The following is a 24,157-nucleotide window of genomic DNA, read 5'->3' on the forward strand; positions in this document are numbered from 1 at the left end:
ACAGGACCCACCCCACTGTACGGTCGCGGGCCGATGTCCGCCGGGGACGCGACCCGGCACGGTGCTCCCGTGCCGGGTCGCGCCGACGGTCAGCCCGCCGCGCAGGTCGGCGTGCCGGAGGGCGCGGTACCCGTGCCCTGGAATCCGAACTCGGTGGTGCCACCGGCACCGACCTGGCGGTTGTAGTCCACGTTGCGGAAGGTCACCGCACCGCTGGTGCCGCTGGCCTGGGCGCTCCAGGTGTTCGTGACCGCCGAGCCCGACGGCACGGTCAGCGACACGGCCCAGCCGTTGAGCCCGCTGGAGCCCGCGGTGATGCGGACGTTGGTGACGAAGCCGCCCGGCCACTGGTTGGTGGTGATCGTGGCGGTGCAGGCGCCGGTCGGCGGGGGAGTCGTCGGCGGCGTCGAGGTGGGCGGGGTCGAGGTGGGCGGGGTCGAGGTGGGCGGGGTCGAGGTGGGCGGGGTGCTGGTCGGCGGCGCGGTCGTGGGCGGCGGGGTGCCGCCCTCGTTGAGCGCGTTCAGCACGGCGGTGTACGCCTGCTTCTTGTTGCCGCTGCCGTCGAACAGCAGCGGGGTGCCGCTGGCCCGCCAGGAGTCGGTGTCGCGGATGCCCCACACGGTGATGCCGTTGCACCGCGCCACGGCCAGGCAGTCCCGGGTCACGTTGCCGTACGAGGTGGCCTGGCCGCTGCCGGAGCCCTCGATGTCCAGCTCGGTGATCTGCACGTCGACGCCGAGCGCGGCGAAGTTCTGCAGCGTGGTGCGGTAGTTGCTCGGGTACGGCGACCCGCTGTTGAAGTGCGACTGGAGGCCGACGCAGTCGATCGGCACGCCGCGGGACTTGAAGTCCCGCACCATGTTGTAGACGCCCTGGGTCTTGGCCCAGCTCCAGTTGTCGATGTTGTAGTCGTTGTAGCAGAGCTTGGCGCCGGGGTCGGCGGCGCGGGCGGCCCGGAACGCGGCCTCGATCCAGTCGTTGCCGGTCTGCTGGAGGTTCGAGTTGCGCCGGGCGCCGCTGTTGCCGTCGTCGAACGCCTCGTTCACCACGTCCCAGGAGTGGATCTTGCCTCGGTAGTGGGTGGCGACCTGGGTGACGTGGTTGATCATCGCGTCGCGCAGCGCGCTGCCGGACAGGCTTCCCGTCCAGCCGGGCTGCTGCTGGTGCCAGAGCAGCGCGTGGCCGCGTACCCGCATGCCGTTGGCCTGAGCGTGCGCGACGAGCCGGTCGCCGGCGCTGAAGTTGAACTGGTTCCGGGACGGCTCGGTGGCGTCCCACTTCATCTCGTTCTCGGCGGTGACCATGTTGAACTCGCGGTTCAGGATGCCGACGTACGTGCTGTCGGACAGCTTGTTCACCGCCACCGCCGTGCCGAAGTAGCGGCCCTGCTCCGCCGCCGACGCGCCGAGCGTCGTGCCGGCGCTGGCGCTGGTCGCCACCGCTATCGTGGCGGCGACCACCGCGGCCCCCGCCACCATCGCGACCACAGCGGTCCGCGGGCGTGACCGGGCTGCCGCGCTCCCGCTGCCGCGGGCGAGCAACTTGTCCATCTGAACGCCTCTCCTAGCCTGTCAAAGGGATCGGATCGCTCCGGCCACCGCCCGCCACGATGTCGGCTCCGCGCGGCCGCCCGGTGGCCGCGTCAGGTCAGGGAGTGACTCCCCGGCACATCGTGAGTGGATCGAAGCGAATCTCTGCCCGGAGCCTACCGGAAGCGTTCCGAAAACTTAATCACCTCGATGCGCCGACCTGCCGGCGCCCGGTGCCGGGGTGGAGAGGTGAAACCCCGGGCGGGGGCGGTGTGCGGGCATGGCTGCGCCGCCCGGCGCGGCTCCGGAAGTTTCGGGGCGAGCTGCTCGCGCGCGGGCCGACGACGGTGACTGCCGCTTGAGTGGATCGCGTCCCCGGGCCGATGCTTGGTGAATCGACCGTAGACGATGGAAGGGGTCCTCCGGATGCGCCGGCCCTCGCTCGTCGCACTTGCCCTCGCCGCCCTGCTGGCCGGCACCCCGGCGGTCGCCCGCGCCGGCGTCGCCGCGCCGGCCGGACCCGCCGTGCTCGCCGGGATCCGCACACCCGGCACCGCCTGGGGACACGACCCGGCCACCGGCCGGCTCACCGTCACCGCCGACGACACGGTACGCGGCAGCGAACTGTCCGCGTTGCGCCGCACGGCCGACCGGGCCGGCGCGGTCCTGCGCCACGAACCCGGGCGGCTGCGCACGCTCATCGCCGGCGGCCAGGCGATCTACGGCGGCAGCGGGCGCTGCTCACTGGGCGCGAACGTGCGCAGCGGCGCCACCTGGTACTTCGTCACCGCCGGGCACTGCACCCGCCTCGCCGCCACCTGGTACACCGACAGCGCCCGCACCACGGTGCTGGGCAGCCGGACCGGAAGCAGCTTCCCCGGCAACGACTACGGCGTGGTCCGCTACACCGGGACCGTCGCCTACCCGAGCGCGATCCACACCTACCCGGGGCAGGTCACCGTCACCGCCGCCGGCAGCGCGTACGTCGGGCAGGCGGTCTGCCGCAGCGGCGCCACCACTGGCGTGCGGTGCGGCTCGGTCACCGGGCTGAACGCGACTGTCAACTACGCCGAGGGCAGCGTCACCGGGCTCATCCGCACGAACATCTGCGCCGAGCCGGGCGACAGCGGCGGCCCGCTCTACGTGGCCGCGACCGGCACCGTCATCGGCGTCCTCTCCGGCGGCAGCGGCAACTGCGCCAGCGGCGGCACCAGCTACTACCAGCCGATCCTGGAGATCCTCGCCGCGTACGGCCTGACGATCCCCCTGACCGGCGCGCCGCGCCGCCCGCGCGTTCCCGGGCCGCGCCGTCCGGTCAGGCGTCGCCGGGTACGGCCATCTCGCCCAGGCGCGACCAGTCCTGCTGCGGCACCGTCACGTTGACGATCCGGGGCGTCTCGGCCAGGTGCGGCGGCAGCGTGCGCTGGGCGGTCCGGAAGTGCTCCGACTGCACGTGCGCCGCGCCCGCCTCGTCGTCGCGGAACGCCTCGACCAGCACGTACTCGGTCGGGTCGTCCAGGCTGCGCGACCAGTCGAACCACAGGCAGCCGGGCTCGGCCCGGGTCGCGGCGGTGAAGTCGGCGGCGATCCGCGGCCAGTTGTCGGCGTCCTCCGGGCGGACCCGGAACTTGGCGGTAATGAAGATCATGGGATCAGGCTACCCAGGGCCGGTGGTGACCCGCGCCCGATCAGCTCTTGGCCGCCGGGCCGAGCAGTTCGGCCGCCCGCCGGTCGGCGAACGCGGTGACCGCCTGCTGCCCGGCACCGAACACGATGGCCAGGCCCAGCAGCGCGGCGGTGCTGCTCACACTGGTCTCCACCAGGCCGCCGATGACCAGCATGATGCCGACCACCGCCACCAGCGGGCCGATCGCGAGCTTCAGCAGCCCCTGCTGGAACGGCAGCTTGTAGGGCAGCCCGCCGGACCGGGAGGTGATCATCGAGGGCAGCGCGCTGAGGAACGCACCGAGCGCCCCGGCGATCAGCACGAAGAACAGCAGCCGCCAGGCGGGCACGCCACCGGCGTCGGTCGGCGCCTCCAGCAGCCGCAGGTCGTGGGTGCGCCACTGCACCAGCACCACGAGGACCTCCGCCAGCAGCGCGAACACCGACAGCCCGAGCATCCGGTTGCGCAGCCGCCGCGCCGACTCGTGGAACTCGTCGGACGCGGAGTGGTAGCGAAGCAGCAGCGCCTGCACCCGGGCGCGCAGCAACTCCACGGGCACGCCGCCGGTCGCGGAGTCGAGGTCGGTGAGCACCTTGTCGTCGGCCGGCAGCACCTGCGCCGCCGCGCTGCGGTACGCGGGCAGCAGCCCGGTCAGCTCGTCCGAACTGCGCAGCGCCACCATGGCCCGCTCCACCGAGTGGATCGTCTGCCACGCGTACTCCAGGTTGCCGCCGCGCAGCCACTCGACCACGCCGCTGCGCCCGAGCACCGCCTCCACCCCGGACAGTTGCGCGCGCAGCCCCGCGACCAGCTCGGGGTCGCGGGCGGACAGCGCGGCGAGCTGCTGGTACAGGTCGTCGAGCTTGGTGCGGACGCGGACCTGCCACACCGCGCTGGGAACGGACGCGGTGGACCGCTCCCGCCGGCCCTCCGGCGTGTTCCGGGGCTCGGGTATGGCCTCCGGCTGGGTCTCCTGTTCGATCATCGCGCCCCACCTCTTTCCCCCACGCCACGCGAATCTGCTATAAGTATTCGCAGGTCAGGGCCATAATGGCTAGAGCACACCGGACAGTTGACCCGGCTCGCGACGGCGCGGGATCCGGCCCGACGGACGAGGCCGGAGCGCTCGGGCGATCGGTAACCTGAGCCGGTGACCGTCTACGCCCTCGCGCAGCTCACCATCCACGACCGGGCTCGCTACGACAGGTACGCCGCCGCCTTCCCGCCGGTGCTGGCCCGCTACGGCGGGCGGCTGCTCGCCGCCGACACCAGCCCGCGCGTGGTCGAGGGGGAGTGGCCGCACCAGAAGGCGGTTCTGCTGTCGTTCGACAGCCGGGAGGACTTCGAGCGCTGGTCCACCTCGCCGGAGTACCGGGAGATCTCCCGGGACCGGGAGGCGGCCACCGAGGGCGTGGTCCTGCTGCTCGACGGGATCGGTCACGCCTGGCCGGCCTGACCGGTCAGAGGCGGTGGCGCACCCACACGTTGGGCTCCACGTACGCGGCGTGGTCGTGGTCGACGTCGACGAGCACCGGCGTCAACGCGCCCGGCACCCGCACCGGCCCGGAGGTGTCGAACGGCAGCCCGGTCCAGCGCCGCCAGTCCGCGAGCGTGCCGGTCACCGTCATCGACCGGGGCGCGACCCGCTCGATCACCCCGCCGGCCCGTACGTGCACCCGCAGCCACGGGTCGGCCGGCAGCCCGTCCGGGCGGCGCCGGGCCGCGTACTCGGTCATCGGCACGTCCGGGGCGGCGGCCTTGCCGTTCGGGCGCACCGGCGCCACCAGCGTGTCGAACCCGGCGCGGGCCACCGCGGCGCGCATGGCGTCGAGCATCAGCCCGGACACGCCGCCGCCGCGCCGGTCCGGGCGCACGCAGATCTCCAGCGCGGACACCAGGTTGGGGGTGGACCCGGTGAGGCGGCCGAGCGTGGCCCGCTGGATCATCCGGTCCCAGCCGCCGTCGGGCAGCTCGTCGTCGGTCCAGCGCAGCGGCGCCGCGTACCCCCGGGCGACGGCCCGGCCCGGCTCGGCCGGGTCGACGGCGGCGAAGACGAACTCCGGGTAGAGGTCGTGCGCGACGCCGTAGTAGAGCGCGCCCATCGGGTCCCAGAGCATGAACGGCGGCCAGGCGCCGTCGAAGTCGGCGTCGAGCAGCGGCGCCAGGTCGGGCCGATCGGCCAGGGTCACGATCTCCAGAGTCACGCCGGGCAGGCTAGAGCCGCGCGGCCCGGACCGCACGCCGATTTGTCGGCGCCGCTGGTTAGGCTGCCGCCATGGCAGATCCGTTCCGGGTACGCGTCACCGTGCGCGGCTACGAACTCGACACGCAGGGGCACCTCAACCAGGCGGTCTACCTCCAGTACGCCGAGCACGCCCGCTGGGAGTGCCTGCGCGCGTCCGGCGTCGGCCAGGACCGGCTGCTCGCCGGCGGTGTCGGGCCGGTCGCGCTGGAGGTGACGGTGCGCTACCTGCGGGAGCTGCGCGGCGGCGACGAGGTCGACGTGACCTGCGAGTTCCACTGGGGCGAGGGCAAGACGTTCCGGATCAGCCAGGAGTTCACCCGCGCGGACGGCACGCCGGTCGCCTCGGTCAGCGGCGTCGGCGGCCTGCTCGACCTGGCCGAGCGGCGGCTGGTGCCCGACCCGCGCGAGCGGTTCCGGGCGCTGGCCACGGACCCCGTGCCGATGAGCCTGTAGCGCCGGTCAACTCTCCGCGCGCAGGTAGGCGAGCACCGCCAGCACCCGGCGGTTGGTGTCCTCGTCCGGCGGCAGGCCGAGCTTGGCCAGGATGTTGCCCACGTGCTTGCCGACGGCCGCCTCGGTGACGTACAGCCGCGCCGCGATCGCGCTGTTGGAGTGGCCCTCGGCGACCAGCCCCAGCACCTCCCGCTCACGGGGGGACAGCGCGGCGAGCGGGTCACGGGGGCGGCGCAGCAGGTGCCGCACCACGTCCGGGTCGACGGCGGTGCCGCCGGCCGCCACCCGGCGCAGCGTGCCGGCGAACTCCGCGACGTCGGCCACCCGGTCCTTGAGCAGGTAGCCGAAACGGTTGCCGTCACCGCTGTCGAGCAGCGCTGCGGCGTACCCGCTCTGCACGTGCTGGCTCAGCACCACCACGGCGAGGTCCGGGCGTTCCGCGCGTAGCGTGACCGCGGCGCGCAGGCCGTCGTCGCGGTGCTGCGGCGGCATCCGGATGTCGGTCACCAGCAGGTCGGGCCGGTGCGTGCGGACCGCGTCGAGCAGCTCCGGGGCGGAGCCGACGGCGGCGTCCACCGCGAAGCCGAACCGGGTCAGTACACCGACCAGGCCCTCCCGCAGCAGCACCTCGTCCTCGGCGAGGACGACCCGGATCACGGACGGCACGGCAGCTCCACCCGGACGAGGGTAGGCCCGCCGGGCGGGCTGGACAGCAGCAGCCGCCCGTCCACCGCCGCCACCCGGTCCGCGAGCCCGGTCAGGCCGGTGCCGCGCGCCGGGTCGGCGCCGCCCCGGCCGTCGTCGCGCACCTCCACCACCAGCCGCCGGTCGTCGCGGGTCAGCCGCACCTGCGCCCGGCCGGCCCCGGCGTGCCGGGCGACGTTGCCGAGCGTCTCGGAGACCACGTACCAGGCGGTGGTCTCCACCAGGTCGGGCACCGGGCGGGTCAGGTCCGCGCGCACGGTGACCGGTACGACCGACCGCGCGGCCAGCTCGCCGACCGCCCCGGCCAGGCCGAGTTCGGTGAGCTGCTGCGGGCGGATGCCCTGGACGATCCCGCGCAACGTCACCATCAGCTCCTTGGCCTGCTCGTGCGCCACCGCGAGCGGCTTCGCCGCCGGGGAGTCGTCCGGCACGTCGAGGCGGGCCAACCCGAGCTGAAGCGTCAGGGCGGTCAGGCGCGGCTGCGCGCCGTCGTGCATGTCCCGCTCGATGCGGCGCCGCTCCGCCTCGTAGGCGCCCACCAGGCGGGCGCGCGACCGGGTCACCTCGCGCAGGGCCGCGCCGCCGGGCGCGTCGTCGAGCAGCCGGCGGGCCACCGCCGCCTGGGCCGCGACCAGCAGCCCGGCCAGGTAGACCAGTGCTGGGACGGCCAGCAGACCGGCGAGCGCGTACGGGACCGCCTCGGCCGGGGAGTCGACGGTGGCCCAGACCAGCACGATCCGGTCCTCGCCGCCGGCCAGCCACGGACCGGCGACGAGCGCCACGTCCAGCAGCACGAGCAGGCCGAACATCCCGTACGCCAGCGGCACCGCCACCCCCAGCACGGCCAGGTACGCGCCCTCCCGCCATCCGGTGGCGGTGGTGAAACGGGCGACGAGTCCCCGCCACCTCGGCGCGGTCACCGGACGGTCGTCGACCAGGCCGAGGCGCCACCGCTCGACCGCCGCCACCGGCGCGCCAGCCAGCGGGGCGAGCGCCACCACCACCAGTGCCACCACGGCCAGCACCGCCAGCACCCCGGCGTCGACCGGGCGGCCCCGCCGCAGCGCGCTGACGACCAGCAGCAGCGGCGCGGCGACCACCGCCGCCCCGACCGCCGTCGCGCCGGCCAGGGGCAGGGTCGTGACGGCGTACGCCAGGGCCCGCCACGGCCACGCGGAGAGCAGGTAGCGGCGGCGGCGCAACGCAACGGCCAGCCCGTGATCAACTGTCATGGCCCGACGCTAGCCAGGCCCCGCCGCCCGGCCCAGCCCGCTGGACCCCGCGCTCCGGGTAGGTCTGGCCCTACCCCGAACCGGCCCGCCACCCCCCGTGCGCCGGGCCGCCCCGAGACGGTGCACTCGGCGGATGAGAAACCGCCTCGCGGGCGCATGCTGGCTGCTCGCCGCCGTGTCGTTCCTGACCGCCAACGTCCTCGTCGGCCTGGCCTGGGAGCAGCCCGGGTTCAGCTGGGCCGAGCACAACATCAGCGACCTCGGCAACGTGACCTGCGGCGTGTGGGACACCAGCCGACCGCGCCCGGTCTGCTCGCCGTGGCACCCGGCCATGAACGCCGTGTTCGTCGGCGCCGGGCTGCTGCTCGCGCTCGGCGCGTTGCTCGCACATCGGGCGCTGCGCCCGGGCCGCGCCGCGGCCGTCGCCGTCGCGTCGACAGTGGCCGCCGGGTCCGGGTACGTGCTGGCCGGCCTCTACCCGGCCGATGTGGACGAGAACCTGCACGTGCTCGGCGCGCTGCTGGTCTTCGTGTTCGGCAACACCGCGATGCTCGCCGCCGCGTTCGCCGGGCGGTCGCCGCTGCTGCGCGGGCTGCGGACCGTCAGCGCGGTCCTGGGCCTGCTCGGGCTGGCCGGCACCGTGCTGTTCCTGTCCCGGGTGGACGCCGGCATCGGCGTGGGCGGCATGGAACGCGTCGCCGTGTTCCCGCTGTTCGCCTGGGTGACGGCGGCCGGGCTCCGGCTGCTGTGGTCACGTCGGTCCCGGCCCCTATCCTGACCGGATGGAGCTGGCGTTCAGCGGCGAGGTGTGGTTCTGGCGCGGCCCGGCGCCGTACCACTTCGTCACGGTGCCCGACGAGCGGAGCGCGGCGATCGAGGCCGCCTCGGCGTCGGTCACGTACGGCTGGGGCATGATCCCGGTGACGGTGAGCATCGGCGGCACCGACTGGCGGACGTCGCTGTGGCCGAAGGACGGACGGTACGTGGTGCCGCTGCGGGTCGCGGCGCGCCGGGCCGAGGGCATCGAGCTGGGTGACCGGGTCGACGTGCGGCTGACGGTGGACGTGTGACCGGGCCGGAGCTGGCCGAGGCGGGCCGGCTGCTTGCCGCCGCGCGGCGGCCGGTGGTCTTCACCGGCGCCGGCATGTCCGCCGAGAGCGGCGTGCCGACGTTCCGGGACGCCCAGACCGGGCTCTGGCAGCGGTACGACCCGCAGGAGCTGGCGACCCCGGCGGCGTTCCGGGCCGACCCGGCGCTGGTCTGGGGCTGGTACGAGGCACGGCGGCGCGGGGTGCGCCGGGCCCGCCCGAATCCGGGGCACCGGGCGGTCGCGGCGATCGCCGCCCGGCTGCCGGAGACGGTGGTGATCACGCAGAACGTCGACGACCTGCACGAGCGCGGCGGCGTCGCCGCCCCGGTACGCCTGCACGGCAGCCTGTTCGCGCCCCGCTGCTCGGCCTGCGCACGCCCCGCGCCGCTGCCGTCCGACCCGCCGCCGTCCGCCGATCCGCCAGAGCCGCACGACGCGCCGGAGCCGCACGACGGGCCTCTGGACCCGCCGGCGTGCGGCGGATGCGGCGCGCCGGTGCGGCCCGGGGTGGTGTGGTTCGGCGAGGCGCTGCCGTCGGCGGCACTCGACGCGGCGGTCGAGGCGGCCTCCGGCTGCGATCTGCTGCTGACAGTGGGCACCTCGGCGCTCGTGCACCCGGCCGCCGAGATCCCGCTCGTGGCGGCCCGTCTCGGCGCGCCCGTGGTGCAGGTGAACCCGGTACCGACGCCGCTGGACGCGATCTGCGCGGTGAACCTGCGCGGCCCGGCCGGCGAGATGCTGCCCGCGCTGGTCCGCGCAGCCTGGCCGGACGCCGACGCCGGCTGAGCTGCCGGCCGCCGCCTGGCCCGACAGCCCGGCCGTGCCGCCCAGCGGGCACCGGTCCGGCGGACCGAGCCGGGCGTGATCGCGGGAATCACCCGATTCAACCGTCCGGGGCCGCCTACCGTCGGCGCAGGAGGTGGACCGGCGGAGGGCGGCGGACGTGGGACGCGAACGGGTGCGAGGGCGGCTGCGCGCGCCCCGGCCGGGGCCGGACCAGCGCCGGGTCACCCCCTTCGAGATCTTCTTCGACCTGGTCTTCGTCTTCGCGCTCACCCGGATCATGGCGCTGATCGAGCCGCGTCCGACCCCGGCCGGGATGGCCAAGGGCCTGCTCCTGCTCGTGCTGCTCTGGGTGGCGTGGCTGTCGTACACCTGGTTGGGCAACCACACGCCCGCCGACGTCGGAGTGGTGCGCGGCGGGTTCCTGGTCGCGATGGCCGCGTTGTTCCTTGCCGCGCTCGCCATGCCGCAGGCGTGGACGCCCGGTCCGGGGCTGGACGGGCCGTTGATCGTCGTGCTGGCCTACGTGGTGCTGCGCGTGGTGCACCTGACGCTGTTCCACTGGGCCGCGGCGGGTGACCCGGAACTGCGCGCCCGGATCCGGTTCTTCGCGTTCGTCAGCGCCGTCGGCTGGGTGCCGCTGCTGCTCGGCGCGCTGATGGACGGTGCCGCGCACGCGGCGCTGTGGGTGCTGGGCTTCGCCGTCGAGGTGGCCGGTCAACGGCTGTCGTACGCCCGCCGGGGCGCCTGGCCGCTGCGCAGCCCGACGCACTTCGCCGAGCGGTACGGCCTGGTGCTGATCATCTCGCTGGGGGAGTCGGTGGTGGCCGCGGGGGTGGGCGCGGCCTCGGCCGTCACCGAGCCTCCGGTCCTCGCCGTGGCACTCGTCGCTTTCGTGGTGACCGTCTGCCTCTGGTGGCTCTACTTCCATCGCACGTCCCCGGCGGCGGCCCGGGCGCTCGCTGCCGCACCGGCGGCGCGGCGGGATCGGATGGCCGCGGACGCCTACAGCCAGACCCATCTGCTGCTCGTCGCCGGGGTCATCTACCTGGCGCTCGGCGTCGAACAGGTGCTGGAGCACGTCGCCGACCCGGAGGCCGGGCCCCGGCTGAACCGCTCGGCGGCGGTGGCACTGTTCGGCGGCGCGGCCGTCTACCTGGCCGGACGGCTGCTGTTCCGGCGGCTGACCGGTCAGCCGGTGGGAGCGGCCCGGCTGGCCGTCGCCGGTGCGGCGTTGCCGCTGGTCGTGCTCGGGACGGTACTGCCGCCACCGCTGGCGCTGGCGGCGCTGGCCGGGCTGCTGCTGGTCGCGATCGCCGTCGATCGGCGCGGTGAGCCGTCCGCCGCCGGGCGGTCGACGGTCACCGACGCGCATCAACCGGTCTGAGGCCGGATCACCGGCCGTGGCGGGTGAGCGTCACGCGTCGCGCGGCGCCCGCTTGGGGAAGACGGTGTACGCGAGCGGCCAGAACACCAGCCAGCCCGCCATCACCACGCTGAGCCGGCCGGCCCAGGCCCACAGCTCGGCGGTGCGCTCGCCGTCGCCGACCACGGCGATGCCGGCCAGCAACACGGCGCAGGCGACCGCCCAGCCGATCATGCCCTTGCCCCACTCGCGCCACTCGTGCCGGGCCCGCGCCATCCCGTACTTCGGGGCCCGGCGCGGGGGAGGGCCGCCGGCGAACCGGTGCGCGAACCGCTCGTCGGCCCAGCGCACCATGCTGTGCCCGAACGCCACCGAGAACCCGAGGTACGCGGCGGCGAGGCCGTGGGCGAACGTGGCGGTGGCGCCCCGGCGCAGGTCGATCATCGTGGCGGCCAGCAGGACGAGGTCGACGACCGGCACGGCGATCAGCAGCGCGGCGCCGAGGCGGGGTCGCCGCAGCGGGTACCGGGCGATCAGTCCGGCGAGCAGGACCACCCAGAACGCCACCTCGCACCCGACGATCACTGCCACGAGCATGCGGCCTCCTTTTCTAGTACGCTGTGCGATAACCGTAACAGCGGCCGTCAACCAGGTCCGGAGGGGCCCGTGCCCAAGATCGTCGACCACGAGGCGCGCCGTGCCGAACTGGCGCGGGCGATGTGGCGGGTCGTCTACCGCGACGGCGTCGGCGCCGCCACCGTGCGCAGCATCGCGGCCGAGGCGGGCTGGTCACCGAGCGCGCTGCGGCACTACTTCGCGACCCAGACCGAGCTGCTGGTGTTCGCCATGGAGCACGTGCAGGCCGAGGCGGCCGAGCGGATCGCCGCCGACGACCGGACCGGCCCTCCGCGCGAGGTCGCCCAGCGGGTGCTGGAACACCTGCTGCCGCTGGACCGCCAGCGCGTCCGCGAGGCCGAGGTGTGGCTGCTGCTCGCCGCGCGCGCCCAGACCGACCCGGCCGCGCGGGCCCGGATGACCGAGGCGGACGACGGCATCCGCCGCGCCGTCGACTTCGCGGTCTGCCTCCTCACCGGGGAACCGGTGCCCGACCCCGGCGCCGCCGCGCGGCTGCACGCCCTGCTCGACGGGCTCGCGCTGCACGCGCTGACGCACCCCGAGCGGATGCCGCCCGGGCGTGCCCGCGAGCTGCTCGGCGCGTACCTGGACACGTTCGCCGCGCCCTGAGCGGTCACTGCCCGGGCGGCCGGCCCATCGCCGCGCCCAGCTCGGCGCGGCTGGCGATGCCCAGCTTGCGGTAGACCCGGGCCAGGTTCGCCTCGACCGTCTTCGGGCTGATGTAGAGCGCGTCGGCGATGAGCCGGTTCGTCTGCCCCCGGGCGGCGAGCCGGGCCACCCGCTCCTCCGTCGCGGTGAGCGTCGTCGGGGCCGGGGTGCGGGCGCCGATGCGGCCCAGCTCCGCCCGCGCCCGGTCGGCGAAGGCGGACGCGCCGAGGGCGTCGAACTCGGCCACCGCCGCGTCGAGCGCCGCCCGCGCCTCCCGCCGGCGACGCACCCGCCGGTACGCCCGGCCGGCGGCGAGCAGGCAGCGGGCCCGGTCCAGCGGCAGCACCGCCTCCGGCACGGCGGCCCGGGCCTGCGCCAGCGCGTCCAGCGCCTCGGCCGGGTCCGCTCCCGTCGCGCCGGCCAGCAGCACCCGGCTGCGGGCCAGCCCGAGCGTCGTCCACGGTCGCGGCAGCCGCCCGTGCCGGCGGGCCAGCCGGTCCAGCGCCGCGTGCGCGGTGTCCAGGTCACCGGCGCCCACGCACGCCTCGATCCAGTCCGGCTCGAACCGCTGCCCCAGCGGCTCGGCGATGCCCGAACCGTCCAGGTCGGCAGCGAGCGAGCCGTACGCCGCCGCGGCCGTGGCCCACTCGCCCGAGGCGAGCGCCACCAGCCCGGCGAGCTGGCGGTGCAGCCGGCGGCTCCACGTGTCGCCGTGGTCGTCGTCGCGGCGCAGTCCGGCCGCGGCGGCGCCCGCCCGCGCCAGCCGGCCACGGTGCGCGTCGAGCATGCCGGCCAGCCAGCTCTCGCCCACCAGGCCCGTGCCCAGCTGCTCACCCAGGTCGCGGGCGGCGGCGATGTGCGTACCGGCCTCGGCGAAACGCCCGGCCAGCAGTTCCGTCTCGCCGAGGTGGGTGAGCGCCTCGTGCCGCAGCGGATCGTCCCCGCGCGCCACCGCCCGGTCCAGCATCAGGTGCAGCCGGGCCCGCGCCCGGTCGTGGTCGTCGACGGCCTTCCACCAGATCGCCGGCACCGAACCGGCCAGGTAGGACGGCTCACCGGCCTCCAGCGCCAGCGCCCGGTCGAGCAGCCCGGTCGGCGCCTCTCCGCCGGCGCGTACCTCGTGGAAGAAGAGCAGCAGCAGCGCGGCGGTGAGCAGCGGGCGGTGGTCGTCGCGGTCGGAGAGCCGGGCGATCGCCGCCCGCGCGTGCGCCCGCGCCGTCTCCGGCCGGTCGTGGAACATCGTCAGGTGCGTGTGGATCCGCCCGGCCAGGTGCCCATCCGGTCCGGCCGCGGCGAGCGCCTGCTCGGCCACCCGCACGGCGGTGACCAGGTCGTCGGCGCACCAGGCAACGAGCGCGCGCAGCAGCAGCGCCTCACCCCGCTCGGCGCCGGCCAGCTCCGCGGCAGCGGCCTCGGCGGCCCGGCCGGCCGCCGCGTAGTCCCCGCTGTCGATGCGGCACTGCACCGCGTCCAGGCGACGCCGGTTGCGGTCGGCGGTCGCGGCCGGCGGGGTCAGCTCGGCCGCCCGCGCGTACCAGTCGGCGGCGAGCGCGGGCGCGCCGCGCATCCGCTGCCGGGCCGCCGCGGCGGCCAGGTCGGCGGCGACGTCCGCGTCCGGCGCCACAGCGCACCGGGCCAGTTGCCGGGCCCGCTCGTCCGGGTCGGCGACCGCGCGGGCGAGCACCGCGTGCAGCCGCCGCCGGGCCCCCGGCGGGATGCTCTCCCGGACCGCTGCCGCGTACCGGGGGTGCGCGAAGCTGATCCGGCTCGGCGTGACCACGACCAGCCCCGCGTCCTCCGCCGCGTCCAGCGCGCCGAGCGGTGTCCCCGCCGCCGTCAGGTCCCGCATGTCCGGCACGGTCAGCAACGCGGCCAGCCGCACCGCCTCCCGGCTCGGGCCGGGCAGCGTCCGCAGCGTCTCGGCGAGCAACCGGCGCAGCGACGACGGCACGGGCAGGTCTTCGTCGTGCGCGGGCGGGCGGGGCAGCCGCAGCACCGCCCGGGCCAGTTCGACGGCGAGCAGCGGGTTGCCGTCCGCGTCACGCGCCAGCCGCTCGACGAGCGGGCGGCTGAGCGTGCCGCCGAGGCGGGCCTGCAGGATGCGGTGCAGGTCGGGCGCGGGCAGCGGCGGTACGTCGGCGCGCAGCAGCGGGTGCCGGCCGGTCGGGTCGTCGTCCAGCCCGAGCGGCACCGGAGCCGGCGGGTTCTCGCCGGTGCGGTGGGTGGCCAGGACGGCGGGCCACCGGGACAGGCGGCGCAGCGCGAACCGCAGCGCCCGGGCGCTCGGCGGGTCCAGCCACTGCGGGTCGTCGACGGCGAGCAGGAGCCGGGGCGCGTCCGTCACCGCCGTGTCGAGCAGGGTGCGGGTGGCGGCGCCCACTGCTCGTTCGTCGACCGCCGCGCCGTCGTGCTCGCCGGTCAGGAGCACCATGTCGGCCGCGGCCCGCTGCGGCGCCGGCAGCCCTGGCAGCGCGTCGGCCAGCGGGCGGAGCACGTCGGCGAGCGCCGCGTACGGCAGCGCGGTCTCGGCCTCGGTGGGCGCGGCGGACAGCACCCGCCAGCCGGTGCGCCGGGCGTGGTCGAGCACGGCTCGCCACAGCGTCGTCTTGCCGATGCCGCTGGGACCGTCGAGCAGCACCGGAGTGCCCGCCGCCAGGGCGCGCCACACCCGCTCGACGACCGCGTCGCGGCCGACCAGTGCGGCGTCCATGGCGGGATCGTGGCACAGCGGCGCCCGCGAACCCAGCGTCGGCGCGGCCTAGCGCGGAACCTGTCCGCATATCGAGACGGGCGGGACGACCTCCTCGTCGTGGTAGACGTCGGCGCGCCAACTCGGTCCGGCGGTCGCCGCGATCGGCGGGATCCGGGGCGCCCGGGACGGGCTGAGCAGGCTGAGGAACTTGTTGATCACCTGGACGACGGGTTCCAGGATGCGGTAGCCGATGCCGAACCTCGCCCGTACGCCGAGGCCGACGCCGCGGCACACCGCGTACGGCGCGCCGAGCGCGGACCCGATCGTGGCCCCGTACGAGGTGACCAGCTCGAACCAGATGCCGGCGGTGAACAGGAACGCGCTGATGCCCATGGTGAACCGCACGCCGTGCCGGACGACCAGCCCCATCACGCCGACCGGGACGCCGGTGAGCGAGTCGAGCAGGCTCACCCGGCGCGCGAAGCCCTCCGTCACGCGCGAGCCCACCTGGCCGTTGGCGTAGCCGAAGCCGAGCTTGCCGGCCAGCGCGTACTCGCCGGCGCCGCGGAACGTGCCCAGGCGGGCGCCGAACGCGGTGGCCACCTCCAGCGTCTGGCTCACCGTGAACGACAGCGGCAGGCCGGCGACCAGCCCGATCGGGAACGCGATGTCGACAGGGATCGGGAACGTCTTGCGGTGGTTCTGCCCGCCGTCGAGGCCGGCGGTGAAGTCCACCTTGATGCCGAAGCCGCCGCCGATCTCCAGTTCGGCCCGGGTCACCCGGCCGGCGCCGATGGCCAGGTGGAACGACGCGGCCGGACGGCCGACGGTCAGCGTGACGGTGCCGGCGAGCCGGACGCCGCCGTCGTCGTACGTGAAGTGCGTGCCGACACCGCCGGCGCAGCAGAACGTCTGCACCCGGTAGCCCTGGGCGCTCGCGGCCGCCTGCCCACCCGGGGCCGGTGGCGGCTGCGCGGGCGCGACGGCGAGCGGACGGGCCCGGCCGAGGGTGCCACCGGCCGCCGCGGCGTCCCGGGTCCACGACGGCTCGCCTGCCACGTAGACGGTCGGCCGGTCGAGGGTGACGTCGTCCCCGCCGAACGTGCCGTCGCGGATCACCTCGGTGAGCGCGACCGGGCCGATCGTGACGACCAGGTCGCCGCCTTCCTCGGCCAGGTCGAGCACCCGGCCCACGCCGCGTCCGGTGAGGAACATGACCTTGCCGGGTGCGAGCCGGTCGGCGTCGCGCGCGCCGGGATCGAGCCGCCAGGTCAGCCCGTCCGGGCTCACCGACCGCACGGTGCGGCTGCCGCCGCCGACCAGCACCACGTCCGGTTGCAGCGTGACGTCCTTCCCCGGCGCCGGGGCCTGCCCGTAGCGGGGCTGCTCCCCGTCGCCCGCGTCGGCCGGGCCGGGCGTGGGCCCGGCGCAGCCGGTCACCGCGAGCAGCGCCGCCACGCCGGCCGCGAGCAGCCGACGGCCGCGCACCGGCCGCCTCACATCCGGCCGGCGACGGTACGGGCGAGCCGTTCCAGCGGCGCCCGGTTCTCCTGCGGGTCGTTGAGCCGCACCAGCCGCACCGCGACCCACAGCTCGCCCTTGCGCAGGAAGAACGCCTCCGCGGTGAACAGCGCCTCGTCGGCCACCCCGGTCAGCTCACGGATCTCGTGCTCGAGCTGGCGCTCGATGTCGAGGTACTTCTTGGCGCCCTCGCCCACGAACGACTCGACCTGGGCGGTCGGCCCGCTCGTCGGTCCCGTGTACGTGCACGACTGCCCGGCGGCGACCGGCTCGTCGAGCGGCGTGCCGGCGAGACGTTCGGCGTCGGCCTTGGACACCAGCGCGCAGGCGTCCGGCCCGGCGGCGTCGTCCACCGGTTCGGCGCTCGGCTCGGCCGGTGCCTCCCCGGTCGGGTCCGCGACCGGCGCGCCCGCGCCGGGCGCAGTGCCACCGGCGGCCGGCGGTTCGTCGTCGCCGCACCCGGCCGACGCGGTGAGCAGGGTCGCGGTCAACGCGAGCGCGATCAGTCCTCGGGTTCGCACGCCTGCCCCGCTCAGGCCGGGATCGCGTCGAGTGCGCGGCGCAGGATCTTCTCGTTGCCCGCGGTGCCGCCGCCGAAGCTGCTGATCGTCACGGTGTAGGTGCCCTTGCCGTCGATCAGCACCGCCTCACCGCTGATGTCCTTGACCGCCAGGTAGCCCCGCTCGCCGCGGTCCAGGTCGACGACCTTCTCGTACTGCTTGCCGGCCTGGTCGTACTGGTACTCGTAGGTCATCTTGCCGGCGGCCGGCGAGGCGGTGGTGACGGCCAGGCTGGCCACGCCCTTGCCGTCGCCGAACAGGCAGTTGCCGTCGTCGCGCATGCTCTGTCCGACGATCTCGGACACCTGGGCGGCGGTGAACGGGCACGGCGGATTGACGCCGCCCATCGCGCCGGCGTCCGGGTCCGCGTCCTCGGCGACGTCGGCCGCAGTGGGGTCGAGCGGGTCACCGCCGGAGGCGTCGCACCCGGCCGGCGCGAGCAGGGCGAGCAGCACCAGGGGCAGCGCCAGGCGGGCGCGGTGGAGGCGGGCGGTCCGGGCCGGTGTGAGCGCGTCAGTTGCCATGCCTGCGACGCTAGGCGCGACGTCACCGCCCGTAATCGGGGGTTTCCCTATGCGGTGACCTTGCCGACGGGCTCGTCCGCCTCGGCGGGCGGCGCGTCCGCGCCGCCGCGCCGCCCCACCCGGATGGCGAGCCGATCCACGTAGCCGACCATGAGCGCGACGAACAGCAGCACGAACAGGATCAGCATGGGCAGCGGCAGGATCAGGCCCAGCGGAAGCTCACCGCCGGCGCCGAAGGCGCGGCTGGCGACCATCTGCACCAGCGCGGGAGCGGTGAGGCTGTCCGGGCCCCGGCCCACCAGCGTCGCCCACAGCGGCGACTGGGCGTGCGCCAGCCAGGTCGGCAACGCGGTCACGGCAAGCATCGGCAGCGCCGGCAGCAGCAGCGTACGGCCGACGCTGCCGCCGGAGCGCCACCGCTCGTGCTGGCCCCGGAACAGCAGCGTGAACGCGAACAGCGCGGGCACCGAGAGCCAGGTCGGCGGCACCAGGCCGAGGAACAGGCCGAGCTGTTCGCGCTCCATCGTGCGTTCGAAATTGGCGATGGCCAGCGGGCCGGCACCGACGAACAACCAGGGCGCGAACGGCACCAGCAGCAGCTCGCTCCAGCGTCCGAGCGGTCGCAGCGCGCCGATCCCGAATCCGGCCAGCGCCGCGAGCCCCACCGCGACGAGCGTGGACAGCAGCGGCGGCACCCAGGTGTTGGCGAACAGGTTCGCTGTGTCGACGCCCCGGGGCAGGGGCCCGGTGTCGGCGGAGAAGTTCCGCAGCCACGGCAGCGACGCCCAGAGGGTCACGCCGAGGACGACGACGAGCGCGACAGCGGTCAGCCCGATGAGCAGCGGCCGGCGGCCGGAGTAGGACTCCGCCTCCCGGACGGCCGGGCGGTCCCGCCAGCCGTCGAACTCGATGCGCAGCCGGGTGGCCAGGATGAGCGCCACCGCGGCCAGCCCGAGCAGCCCGAGCAGCACCAGCAGCAGCGTCGACGTGGCCGATCCGGCGCCCAGGCGCATCGTCCGGAACGAGGTCTGCGCGGCGGTGAACACCGGCGTCGCCGTGTAGTCGCCGCGCGGCCCGCCGCCGGTCAGGATCAGCGGGGCGGTGAAGGTCTGCAGGGTGGCGGCGAGGACGCCCAGGCCGAGCAGCCCGCCGACGGCGAGCATGGCGGGCGCGGGCCGCTGGTCGGGCTCGCGGCGGCGCAGGGCGCTCAGGTAGAGAGTCGCGGCCACCGCGACGACCAGCCCGAACGTCACCTGTGCCAGCGCCGAGACGAGGAACGTCCGGGGGGACTGCAGAGCCTCGGTGAAGGTGCCGTTCTCGATGTTCTCGGCGCGGCGGCCGAGGTACACGGCGACCGGCGCGTACGCGGCCAGCGGCAGCGCCAGCACGCCCCGGGTGGCCAGGCGGGCGACCCGGCCGGCCCGGTCGGCGAGGACGGCGAGCAGCGGCGCGGCGAGCAGCGCCACCACCAGCGGGATCAGGCTGAGCAGAACCGCGAACCCGACCTGTCCGACGAACCCGGAGGCGAAGGCGCTCTCGTAGTTCGCCGCACCCGCCGACTCGCCCGAGCGGCGCGGCCCGTCACCCTCGAAGCTGCGAGCGACTGTGGACAAGGTCGGCAGGACGTACGACCAGATCCAGGCGATCACCGCCGGGACGATCAGCGCCAGCCCGATCAGGGTCCGCGCCGAGCGGTTCGGCCGGGTGGGCTGGGGCGCTGGCACTGTCGCCTGTGGCACTGCCGGCTGGCTCATCTGGACATCCATCCTCGGGGGTCGAAGATCACGGCCGCCGCGACGATAACCGACGCGGTCAATGTCGGCAGCGCAACCGGCCCACGGCCGCGCGGTGGCGGCTAGGGTCACCACCGTGCGGACCAAGCAGGAGCTGACTGCGGCGATCCGGGAACGACGGCGGGCGGCGCTGGTGGTCAACGCCCACTCCCGCCGGGGCCGGCGGCTCTACGACACCGTCCATGCGCGCCTGCGCGCGGCCGGTTTCGCGCTGCTCGGCGCGTACCCGGTGGAGCGGCCCGGCGAACTGGACCGGGTGCTCGCCGAGGCCGCCGACCTCGGGCCGGACCTGCTGGTCACCGGCGGCGGCGACGGCACCGTCGGCGCGGCCGCCCGGCTGCTCGCCCACCGGGACATCGCGATGGGCCTGCTGCCGCTGGGCACCACGAACAACTTCGCCCGCACCGTCGGCGTCCCGCTCGACCTGGACGCCGCGATCGGCGTCCTCACCGGCGGGAAGGTGATCGACGTCGACCTGGGCCTGATCGGCGACACCCGGTTCACCAACCACGTCGGGATCGGGCTGTCCGCCGACATCATGCAGGCCGCGCCACCGGGGCTGAAGCGGGTCGCCGGGCGGCTCGCGTACCCGATGACCGGGCTGGGACTGCTGGCCCGGCACCGGCCGCTGGCCGTGACGGTCCGCGCCGAGGGCCGCGAGCACACGTTCACCACGCACCAGGTGTACGTGGCCAACGGCGGCTTCCACGCCGGCCGCCCGATCACCGCCGACGCCACCGCCGACGACCGGCTGCTGGTCGCGTACCCGGTGGGCGGGCCGACCTGGCGCGGGCTGCTGCGCGAGACGGCGCGCAACGCGGCGGCCGGCCACCGTCGCACGCTCGGCGACGAGCCGTTCCTCGCGGTACGCCAGTTGTGGCTGGAGACCGACCGGCCGGCCCGCATCGAGGTCGACGGCGAGCCGTACGGGCAGACCCCGGTCCGCGTCGGCCTGGACCCGAACGCGTTGCGGCTGATGGCCCGCCCCGACAGCCCGGACCACTGACCGTCAGGCCCAGTGCTCCTCGTCGGGCAGCGGGATCTCCGTGTTCTGCTCCACCGCGTCGGCGGCGGTCAGGTCGCCGCGCACCGATTCGCCCAGGCCCGCCCGGTCGCTCGGCGGGCGCAGCACGCCCTGCTCGGCGAGGTCCGCCTCGCTCGCCTCGGGCACGGCCGTGTCGACGGTGTCGGGCGGGCCGACGAGCGTCTCGTCCTGCCGCTGTTCCTGCGCGTCGGCCTCGGGCGGGCGGCGCAGCGCGTCCTCGCTCATCACGCCCCCGTCACGCCGTGCGCCGCACGTACGGGGCGCTCTGGTCGGCCACGTCGCCGTACTCGGCCGGCAGTTGCCCGACGACCTGCGCGTACGCAGCCGGGTCGACGGCGTCGCGCAGCACGTCGAACACCGCGGTGACCCCGTCACGGGCGGCGTCCACGTCCACGTCGGCGCGCCCGCTCACCCGCTCCACGAACACGTCGATCCCGAACGGCTCGGCGGCCTCGGCCGGGCCGAACGCGTAGGCCCGCAGCGCCTCGGGCAGCTGGTCGGCCAGGTCGCGGGCCTCCCCGCCGTCGATCCGCTCGGCCAGCGTCGTCAACGTCGCCCGGGTGATCGCCGTGGCCTGCTCCGCGGACGCGCCGCACCGCTGGGCCACCGCGCCGATGAACTGATCCTGGTCCATCTCGCCGCCTTCCTCCGCCGGGACAGCGGGATTCCCGCGCTCGGCCCCGGCAAACGGGCGGGTCCCGGAGCGGAAACCCGAGGTCCTGGCCTTGCCGGGCCGGGAGTAGCGTGCGGCGGGAAACCCGACAGCGAGGAGGCCGAGACAGTGCAGCCGACGATCGTCGACGTGCCCACCCCCGACGGAACGGCGGACGCCTACCTGGCGCGGCCGGACTCCGGTGGACCCTTCCCGCCCGTCCTGCTGTTCATGGACGCCTTCGGGCTGCGGCCCCGGGTGGCGGAGATGGCCGCGACGATCGCCGAGCGCGGATACGTCGTGCTGGCGCCCAACCTGTTCCACCGTGCCGGGCGCGCCCCGCTGATCGACCTCGGCGCGCTCGCCGACGACAGCCGCCGCGGCGCCCTGTTCGAGCGGATCGGCCCGATGATGGCCGCGCTGACGCCGGAGACGGTTGCCCGGGACACCGCCGCCTACCTGGACTTCCTCGCCGCCCAGCCGGACGTCGCGCCGGGACCGGCGGCGATCACCGGGTACTGCATGGGCGGCATGAACGCGCTGCGCGCGATCGAGGCGCTGCCGGACCGGATCGCCGCGGCGGCCGCGTTCCACGCCGGGCGGGTCGTCACCGACGCGCCGGACAGCCCGCACCTGGGCGTCGGCGCGGTGACCGGTGAGCTCTACTTCGGGCACGCCGACGCCGACCCGTCGATGACCGCCGAGCAGATCGCCGTTCTGGAGAAGGCGCTGGACGCGGCCGGTGTCACCTACCGCTCCGAGGTCTACCCCGGCGCCCGCCACGGCTACACCCAGTCGGACACGCCGATGTACGACGAGCAGGCCACGAAGCGGCACTGGACCGCGCTGTTCGACCTGCTCGACCGCACCTTCGGGCGCTGATCCGGGCGCCGGCCGGACCGGGCGGACGATTCACCGCCCCGGAGGCGGGTAACCGCCGCCATGACCGACCGCCCTCGCGACACCGTCCGCTCGCCCCTGGACCGGGTGGTCGAGCGGGGCGGCAGCGCCCTCGCCCGGGCCCGTGCCGAGGGCGGCATGGCCAGCCGGAACCGGCTTCGCCAACTGGAGATCACCGTGGTGATCTCCGCGCAGGCCGGGCTGGCCGCGGCGCTCGCCTCGCTGCTCGCCCAGTGGCTGCTCGGCCCCGGCGCGCACGTCTTCGCCCCCGCCGCCGCGGTCGGCACCATCGCCACCGCGATCGGCCAGCGGGCCCGGCGCACGTTCGAGCTGCTCATCGGCGTCGGCCTCGGCATCCTTGTCGGTGACCTGCTGCGCGCCCTGCTCGGCAGCGGCTCCTGGCAGACCGGCCTGGTGGTCACGCTCGCCATCGCCACCGCGCTGCTGGTGGCCGGACGCGGTGGCGCACTGGTCGGCCAGGCCGGCGGTACGGCGGTGCTGATCGCCACGCTCGCGCCGGTGCAGCCCGGCCTGGAACTGCCCCGGCTCTTCGACGCCCTGGTGGGCGGGCTGGTCGGCCTGTTCGTGGTGGCGCTGCTGCTGCCGGTCAACCCGATCCGGGTGCTGGACAAGGCAGTGGAGCCGGTGACCACCAGGCTCACCGCGCAGCTCGACGCCGTCGCGCACGCGCTGGCCCGGCGCGACGCCGACGCGGCCCAGCGCGCGCTGGAGGGCCTGCGCGGACTGGAGCCGGACATCGGGCGGCTCAACGACGCGCTCAGCGGGGCCGAGGAGGTGGTGACCATCGCGCCCACCCGCTGGCACCGCCGGGCCCAGTTCCACAGGTACGCCGAGGCGACGCAGCACCTCGAACGGCTGGTGCTCTACGCCCGGTCGATCGCCCGCCGCTCCGCCACCGCGTTGCAGTACGACGAGCCGGTCCCGCCCGCGCTGCCGGACGCGGTGGCCCGCCTCGGCGCGGCGGCGCGGGAGCTGAACCGGGCCAGCCGCGGCGGCGACCTGGAACGCACCCGGGAGCTGGTGCGGGAGGGCGCGGAGCTGGCCGGACGCGCGTGGTCGCAGGGTGTGCGCACCTACGGCGAGGCGATGATCAGCGATCTGCGGACCGCGCAGAGCGAGCTGCTGCGGGCCACCGGCTGCCGGGCCGAGGACGCCAACGGCGTCGTGCGCCGGGCCGCCGGGGCGGGCGAGGCCGAGGCGCGCCCTCCGGCGCGGGCCCGGATGAGCCGGCCGGTCCGGCGCCGGGTGGCCGGGCGGGCCGCGCCCGGTCGGCGCCCTGACATGTTCCGCCCGCCGACCCGGGTCGGCTGAGCGCTGCCGAAGGCCACCGGGCGGCAACTGGCACCTGCCCCGGCCGGTCCGGCTCGTTAGCGTCGGCCCATGGACACCCGTCACGCCGCCCTGGTCGCGCGGTTCGCCGCGCTGACCACCGCTCACGTCGCCGACGCCTGCCTGCGCGCCGGCGTCGAGGTCCGGTGCGCTCCGGCCGCCGTACGCCCGGTGCTGCCCGGGCGGCGGCTTGCCGGGCCGGTCCGCCCGGCCCGGCACGTCGGCAGCGTGGACGTCTTCCTCGAGGCGATCGAGCAGGCCGCCGAGGGGGACGTGCTCGTCGTCGACGACGACGGGCGCACCGACCGGGCCTGCGTCGGCGACCTGGTGGTGCTGGAGGCGCGGGCCGCCGGGCTGGCCGGCCTGGTGGTGTGGGGCGCGCACCGCGACACCGTCGACCTGGTGGCGGTCGGGCTGCCGGTGTTCAGCCTCGGCGCCACCCCGAGCGGGCCGCTGGAGCTGGAGCCGCGCCCGGACGGGGCGCTGGAACAGGCGCGGGTCGGGTCGTTCACCGTCGGCCCGGGGGACCTGGCCCTGGCCGACGACGACGGTGTGCTGTTCGTGCCGGCGGACCGGGCCGGGGAGCTGTTCGACCTGGCCGAGTCCATCCGGGACACCGAGCGGCGGCAGGCCGACCGGATCCGGGCCGGGGAGTCGCTGCGGTCGCAGGTCGGGTTCGCCGCCTACCTGACGGCCCGCGCGGCCGATCCGGCGCTGACGTTCCGGGCGCACCTGCGCGCGGTGGGCGGCGCGATCGAGGAGTGAGC

Annotated in this window: 26 protein-coding genes; 12 read left to right on the forward strand and 14 right to left on the reverse strand. The window is 75.7% G+C overall.

Annotated elements, in window-relative coordinates:
* Positions 1-89: 89 nt before the first annotated feature.
* Positions 90-1,550 (reverse strand): endo-1,4-beta-xylanase, encoded by a 1,461-nt coding sequence (locus tag AMK25_RS12800; RefSeq protein WP_073828566.1) that lies wholly within the window; start codon positions 1,548-1,550, stop codon positions 90-92.
* 405 nt (positions 1,551-1,955) lie between these two features.
* Between AMK25_RS12800 and AMK25_RS12805 the strand changes: the two genes are divergently transcribed.
* The gene (locus AMK25_RS12805) at positions 1,956-2,912 is read left to right on the forward strand and encodes a S1 family peptidase (protein WP_241826345.1); all 957 of its coding nucleotides are present in this window, start codon (positions 1,956-1,958) and stop codon (positions 2,910-2,912) included.
* On the opposite strand, the gene AMK25_RS12810 is transcribed toward AMK25_RS12805, so the two are convergent.
* Positions 2,845-3,177: a putative quinol monooxygenase gene (locus AMK25_RS12810; RefSeq protein ID WP_073828567.1), complete on the reverse strand. Its 333-nt coding sequence runs from the start codon at positions 3,175-3,177 to the stop codon at positions 2,845-2,847. The genes AMK25_RS12805 and AMK25_RS12810 overlap by 68 nt on opposite strands.
* Positions 3,178-3,217: 40 nt before the next feature.
* Positions 3,218-4,180 carry a hypothetical protein gene (locus tag AMK25_RS12815; protein ID WP_073828568.1) on the reverse strand — a complete coding sequence of 321 codons (963 nt, stop codon included), beginning with the start codon at positions 4,178-4,180 and terminating at the stop codon, positions 3,218-3,220.
* Between the two features lie 165 nt (positions 4,181-4,345).
* Here AMK25_RS12815 and AMK25_RS12820 point away from each other — a divergent pair, with 165 nt between their 5' ends.
* Positions 4,346-4,651 (forward strand): DUF1330 domain-containing protein, encoded by a 306-nt coding sequence (locus tag AMK25_RS12820; RefSeq protein WP_030500037.1) that lies wholly within the window; start codon positions 4,346-4,348, stop codon positions 4,649-4,651.
* A gap of 4 nt (positions 4,652-4,655) precedes the next feature.
* Here AMK25_RS12820 and AMK25_RS12825 read toward each other — a convergent pair whose 3' ends face one another.
* Positions 4,656-5,399: an N-acetyltransferase gene (locus AMK25_RS12825; RefSeq protein WP_073828569.1), complete on the reverse strand. Its 744-nt coding sequence runs from the start codon at positions 5,397-5,399 to the stop codon at positions 4,656-4,658.
* A 71-nt stretch (positions 5,400-5,470) separates the two neighbouring features.
* Between AMK25_RS12825 and AMK25_RS12830 the strand changes: the two genes are divergently transcribed.
* Complete coding sequence (locus AMK25_RS12830) at positions 5,471-5,893, forward strand: acyl-CoA thioesterase (protein ID WP_073828570.1); 423 nt, start codon at positions 5,471-5,473, stop codon at positions 5,891-5,893.
* Between the two features lie 6 nt (positions 5,894-5,899).
* Here the strand turns inward: AMK25_RS12830 and AMK25_RS12835 are convergent, their stop codons facing one another.
* Both AMK25_RS12835 and AMK25_RS12840 read right to left on the reverse strand, forming a co-directional pair.
* The gene (locus tag AMK25_RS12835) at positions 5,900-6,559 is read right to left on the reverse strand and encodes a response regulator transcription factor (protein ID WP_073828571.1); all 660 of its coding nucleotides are present in this window, start codon (positions 6,557-6,559) and stop codon (positions 5,900-5,902) included.
* Positions 6,547-7,830, reverse strand: coding sequence for a sensor histidine kinase (locus AMK25_RS12840; RefSeq protein WP_073828572.1), 1,284 nt, complete (start codon positions 7,828-7,830; stop codon positions 6,547-6,549). The genes AMK25_RS12835 and AMK25_RS12840 overlap by 13 nt, the downstream gene beginning before the upstream one ends.
* Before the next feature lie 133 nt (positions 7,831-7,963).
* On the opposite strand from AMK25_RS12840, the gene AMK25_RS12845 reads away from it, so the two are divergent.
* The 4 genes from AMK25_RS12845 to AMK25_RS12860 all read left to right on the forward strand — a co-directional run bounded on the left by AMK25_RS12845 (position 7,964) and on the right by AMK25_RS12860 (position 11,090).
* Positions 7,964-8,608 (forward strand): DUF998 domain-containing protein, encoded by a 645-nt coding sequence (locus tag AMK25_RS12845; protein ID WP_073828573.1) that lies wholly within the window; start codon positions 7,964-7,966, stop codon positions 8,606-8,608.
* Positions 8,609-8,612: 4 nt separating this feature from the next.
* Positions 8,613-8,900: a DUF1905 domain-containing protein gene (locus AMK25_RS12850; RefSeq protein ID WP_073828574.1), complete on the forward strand. Its 288-nt coding sequence runs from the start codon at positions 8,613-8,615 to the stop codon at positions 8,898-8,900.
* Complete coding sequence (locus AMK25_RS12855; protein ID WP_073828575.1) at positions 8,897-9,706, forward strand: SIR2 family NAD-dependent protein deacylase; 810 nt, start codon at positions 8,897-8,899, stop codon at positions 9,704-9,706. The genes AMK25_RS12850 and AMK25_RS12855 overlap by 4 nt, the downstream gene beginning before the upstream one ends.
* A 157-nt stretch (positions 9,707-9,863) precedes the next feature.
* Positions 9,864-11,090, forward strand: coding sequence for a low temperature requirement protein A (locus AMK25_RS12860; protein ID WP_073828576.1), 1,227 nt, complete (start codon positions 9,864-9,866; stop codon positions 11,088-11,090).
* A 30-nt stretch (positions 11,091-11,120) separates the two neighbouring features.
* Here the strand turns inward: AMK25_RS12860 and AMK25_RS12865 are convergent, their stop codons facing one another.
* Complete coding sequence (locus tag AMK25_RS12865) at positions 11,121-11,666, reverse strand: hypothetical protein (RefSeq protein ID WP_073828577.1); 546 nt, start codon at positions 11,664-11,666, stop codon at positions 11,121-11,123.
* Between the two features lie 69 nt (positions 11,667-11,735).
* Between AMK25_RS12865 and AMK25_RS12870 the strand changes: the two genes are divergently transcribed.
* Positions 11,736-12,314 carry a TetR/AcrR family transcriptional regulator gene (locus AMK25_RS12870; protein WP_073828578.1) on the forward strand — a complete coding sequence of 193 codons (579 nt, stop codon included), beginning with the start codon at positions 11,736-11,738 and terminating at the stop codon, positions 12,312-12,314.
* A gap of 4 nt (positions 12,315-12,318) precedes the next feature.
* On the opposite strand, the gene AMK25_RS12875 is transcribed toward AMK25_RS12870, so the two are convergent.
* The 5 genes from AMK25_RS12875 to AMK25_RS12895 are packed head-to-tail and all read right to left on the reverse strand — an operon-like array spanning position 12,319 to position 19,404.
* Entirely contained in the window at positions 12,319-15,063 is a 2,745-nt protein-coding gene (locus AMK25_RS12875) for an ATP-binding protein (protein ID WP_073828579.1), read from the reverse strand.
* A gap of 48 nt (positions 15,064-15,111) precedes the next feature.
* Positions 15,112-16,533, reverse strand: a complete 1,422-nt coding sequence (locus AMK25_RS12880) for a hypothetical protein (protein ID WP_073828580.1) — start codon at positions 16,531-16,533, stop codon at positions 15,112-15,114.
* A gap of 8 nt (positions 16,534-16,541) precedes the next feature.
* The gene (locus tag AMK25_RS12885; RefSeq protein ID WP_073828581.1) at positions 16,542-17,087 is read right to left on the reverse strand and encodes a hypothetical protein; all 546 of its coding nucleotides are present in this window, start codon (positions 17,085-17,087) and stop codon (positions 16,542-16,544) included.
* Positions 17,088-17,098: 11 nt separating this feature from the next.
* Positions 17,099-17,650, reverse strand: a complete 552-nt coding sequence (locus AMK25_RS12890) for a hypothetical protein (protein ID WP_073828582.1) — start codon at positions 17,648-17,650, stop codon at positions 17,099-17,101.
* A gap of 47 nt (positions 17,651-17,697) precedes the next feature.
* A complete protein-coding gene (locus AMK25_RS12895) occupies positions 17,698-19,404 on the reverse strand; it encodes a sugar ABC transporter permease (RefSeq protein WP_073828583.1) in 1,707 nt (568 codons plus the stop codon).
* 115 nt (positions 19,405-19,519) lie between these two features.
* On the opposite strand from AMK25_RS12895, the gene AMK25_RS12900 reads away from it, so the two are divergent.
* Positions 19,520-20,449: a diacylglycerol/lipid kinase family protein gene (locus tag AMK25_RS12900; protein ID WP_073828655.1), complete on the forward strand. Its 930-nt coding sequence runs from the start codon at positions 19,520-19,522 to the stop codon at positions 20,447-20,449.
* Between the two features lie 3 nt (positions 20,450-20,452).
* Here AMK25_RS12900 and AMK25_RS12905 read toward each other — a convergent pair whose 3' ends face one another.
* On the reverse strand, positions 20,453-20,713 hold the full coding sequence (locus AMK25_RS12905; protein WP_073828584.1) for a hypothetical protein: 261 nt from the start codon (positions 20,711-20,713) through the stop codon (positions 20,453-20,455).
* A 10-nt stretch (positions 20,714-20,723) separates the two neighbouring features.
* Positions 20,724-21,122 (reverse strand): DUF2267 domain-containing protein, encoded by a 399-nt coding sequence (locus AMK25_RS12910; RefSeq protein WP_073828585.1) that lies wholly within the window; start codon positions 21,120-21,122, stop codon positions 20,724-20,726.
* A 147-nt stretch (positions 21,123-21,269) separates the two neighbouring features.
* Between AMK25_RS12910 and AMK25_RS12915 the strand changes: the two genes are divergently transcribed.
* The 3 genes from AMK25_RS12915 to AMK25_RS12925 all read left to right on the forward strand — a co-directional run bounded on the left by AMK25_RS12915 (position 21,270) and on the right by AMK25_RS12925 (position 24,155).
* Positions 21,270-22,022 carry a dienelactone hydrolase family protein gene (locus AMK25_RS12915; protein WP_073828586.1) on the forward strand — a complete coding sequence of 251 codons (753 nt, stop codon included), beginning with the start codon at positions 21,270-21,272 and terminating at the stop codon, positions 22,020-22,022.
* A 60-nt stretch (positions 22,023-22,082) separates the two neighbouring features.
* Positions 22,083-23,372 carry an FUSC family protein gene (locus tag AMK25_RS12920; protein ID WP_073828587.1) on the forward strand — a complete coding sequence of 430 codons (1,290 nt, stop codon included), beginning with the start codon at positions 22,083-22,085 and terminating at the stop codon, positions 23,370-23,372.
* A gap of 69 nt (positions 23,373-23,441) precedes the next feature.
* A complete protein-coding gene (locus AMK25_RS12925) occupies positions 23,442-24,155 on the forward strand; it encodes an RraA family protein (RefSeq protein WP_073828588.1) in 714 nt (237 codons plus the stop codon).
* Positions 24,156-24,157 lie beyond the last annotated feature (2 nt).

Origin of the sequence: Micromonospora sp. TSRI0369 (assembly GCF_001905625.1) — a bacterium.
Taxonomy (GTDB): Bacteria; Actinomycetota; Actinomycetes; order Mycobacteriales; family Micromonosporaceae; genus Micromonospora; species Micromonospora echinospora_A.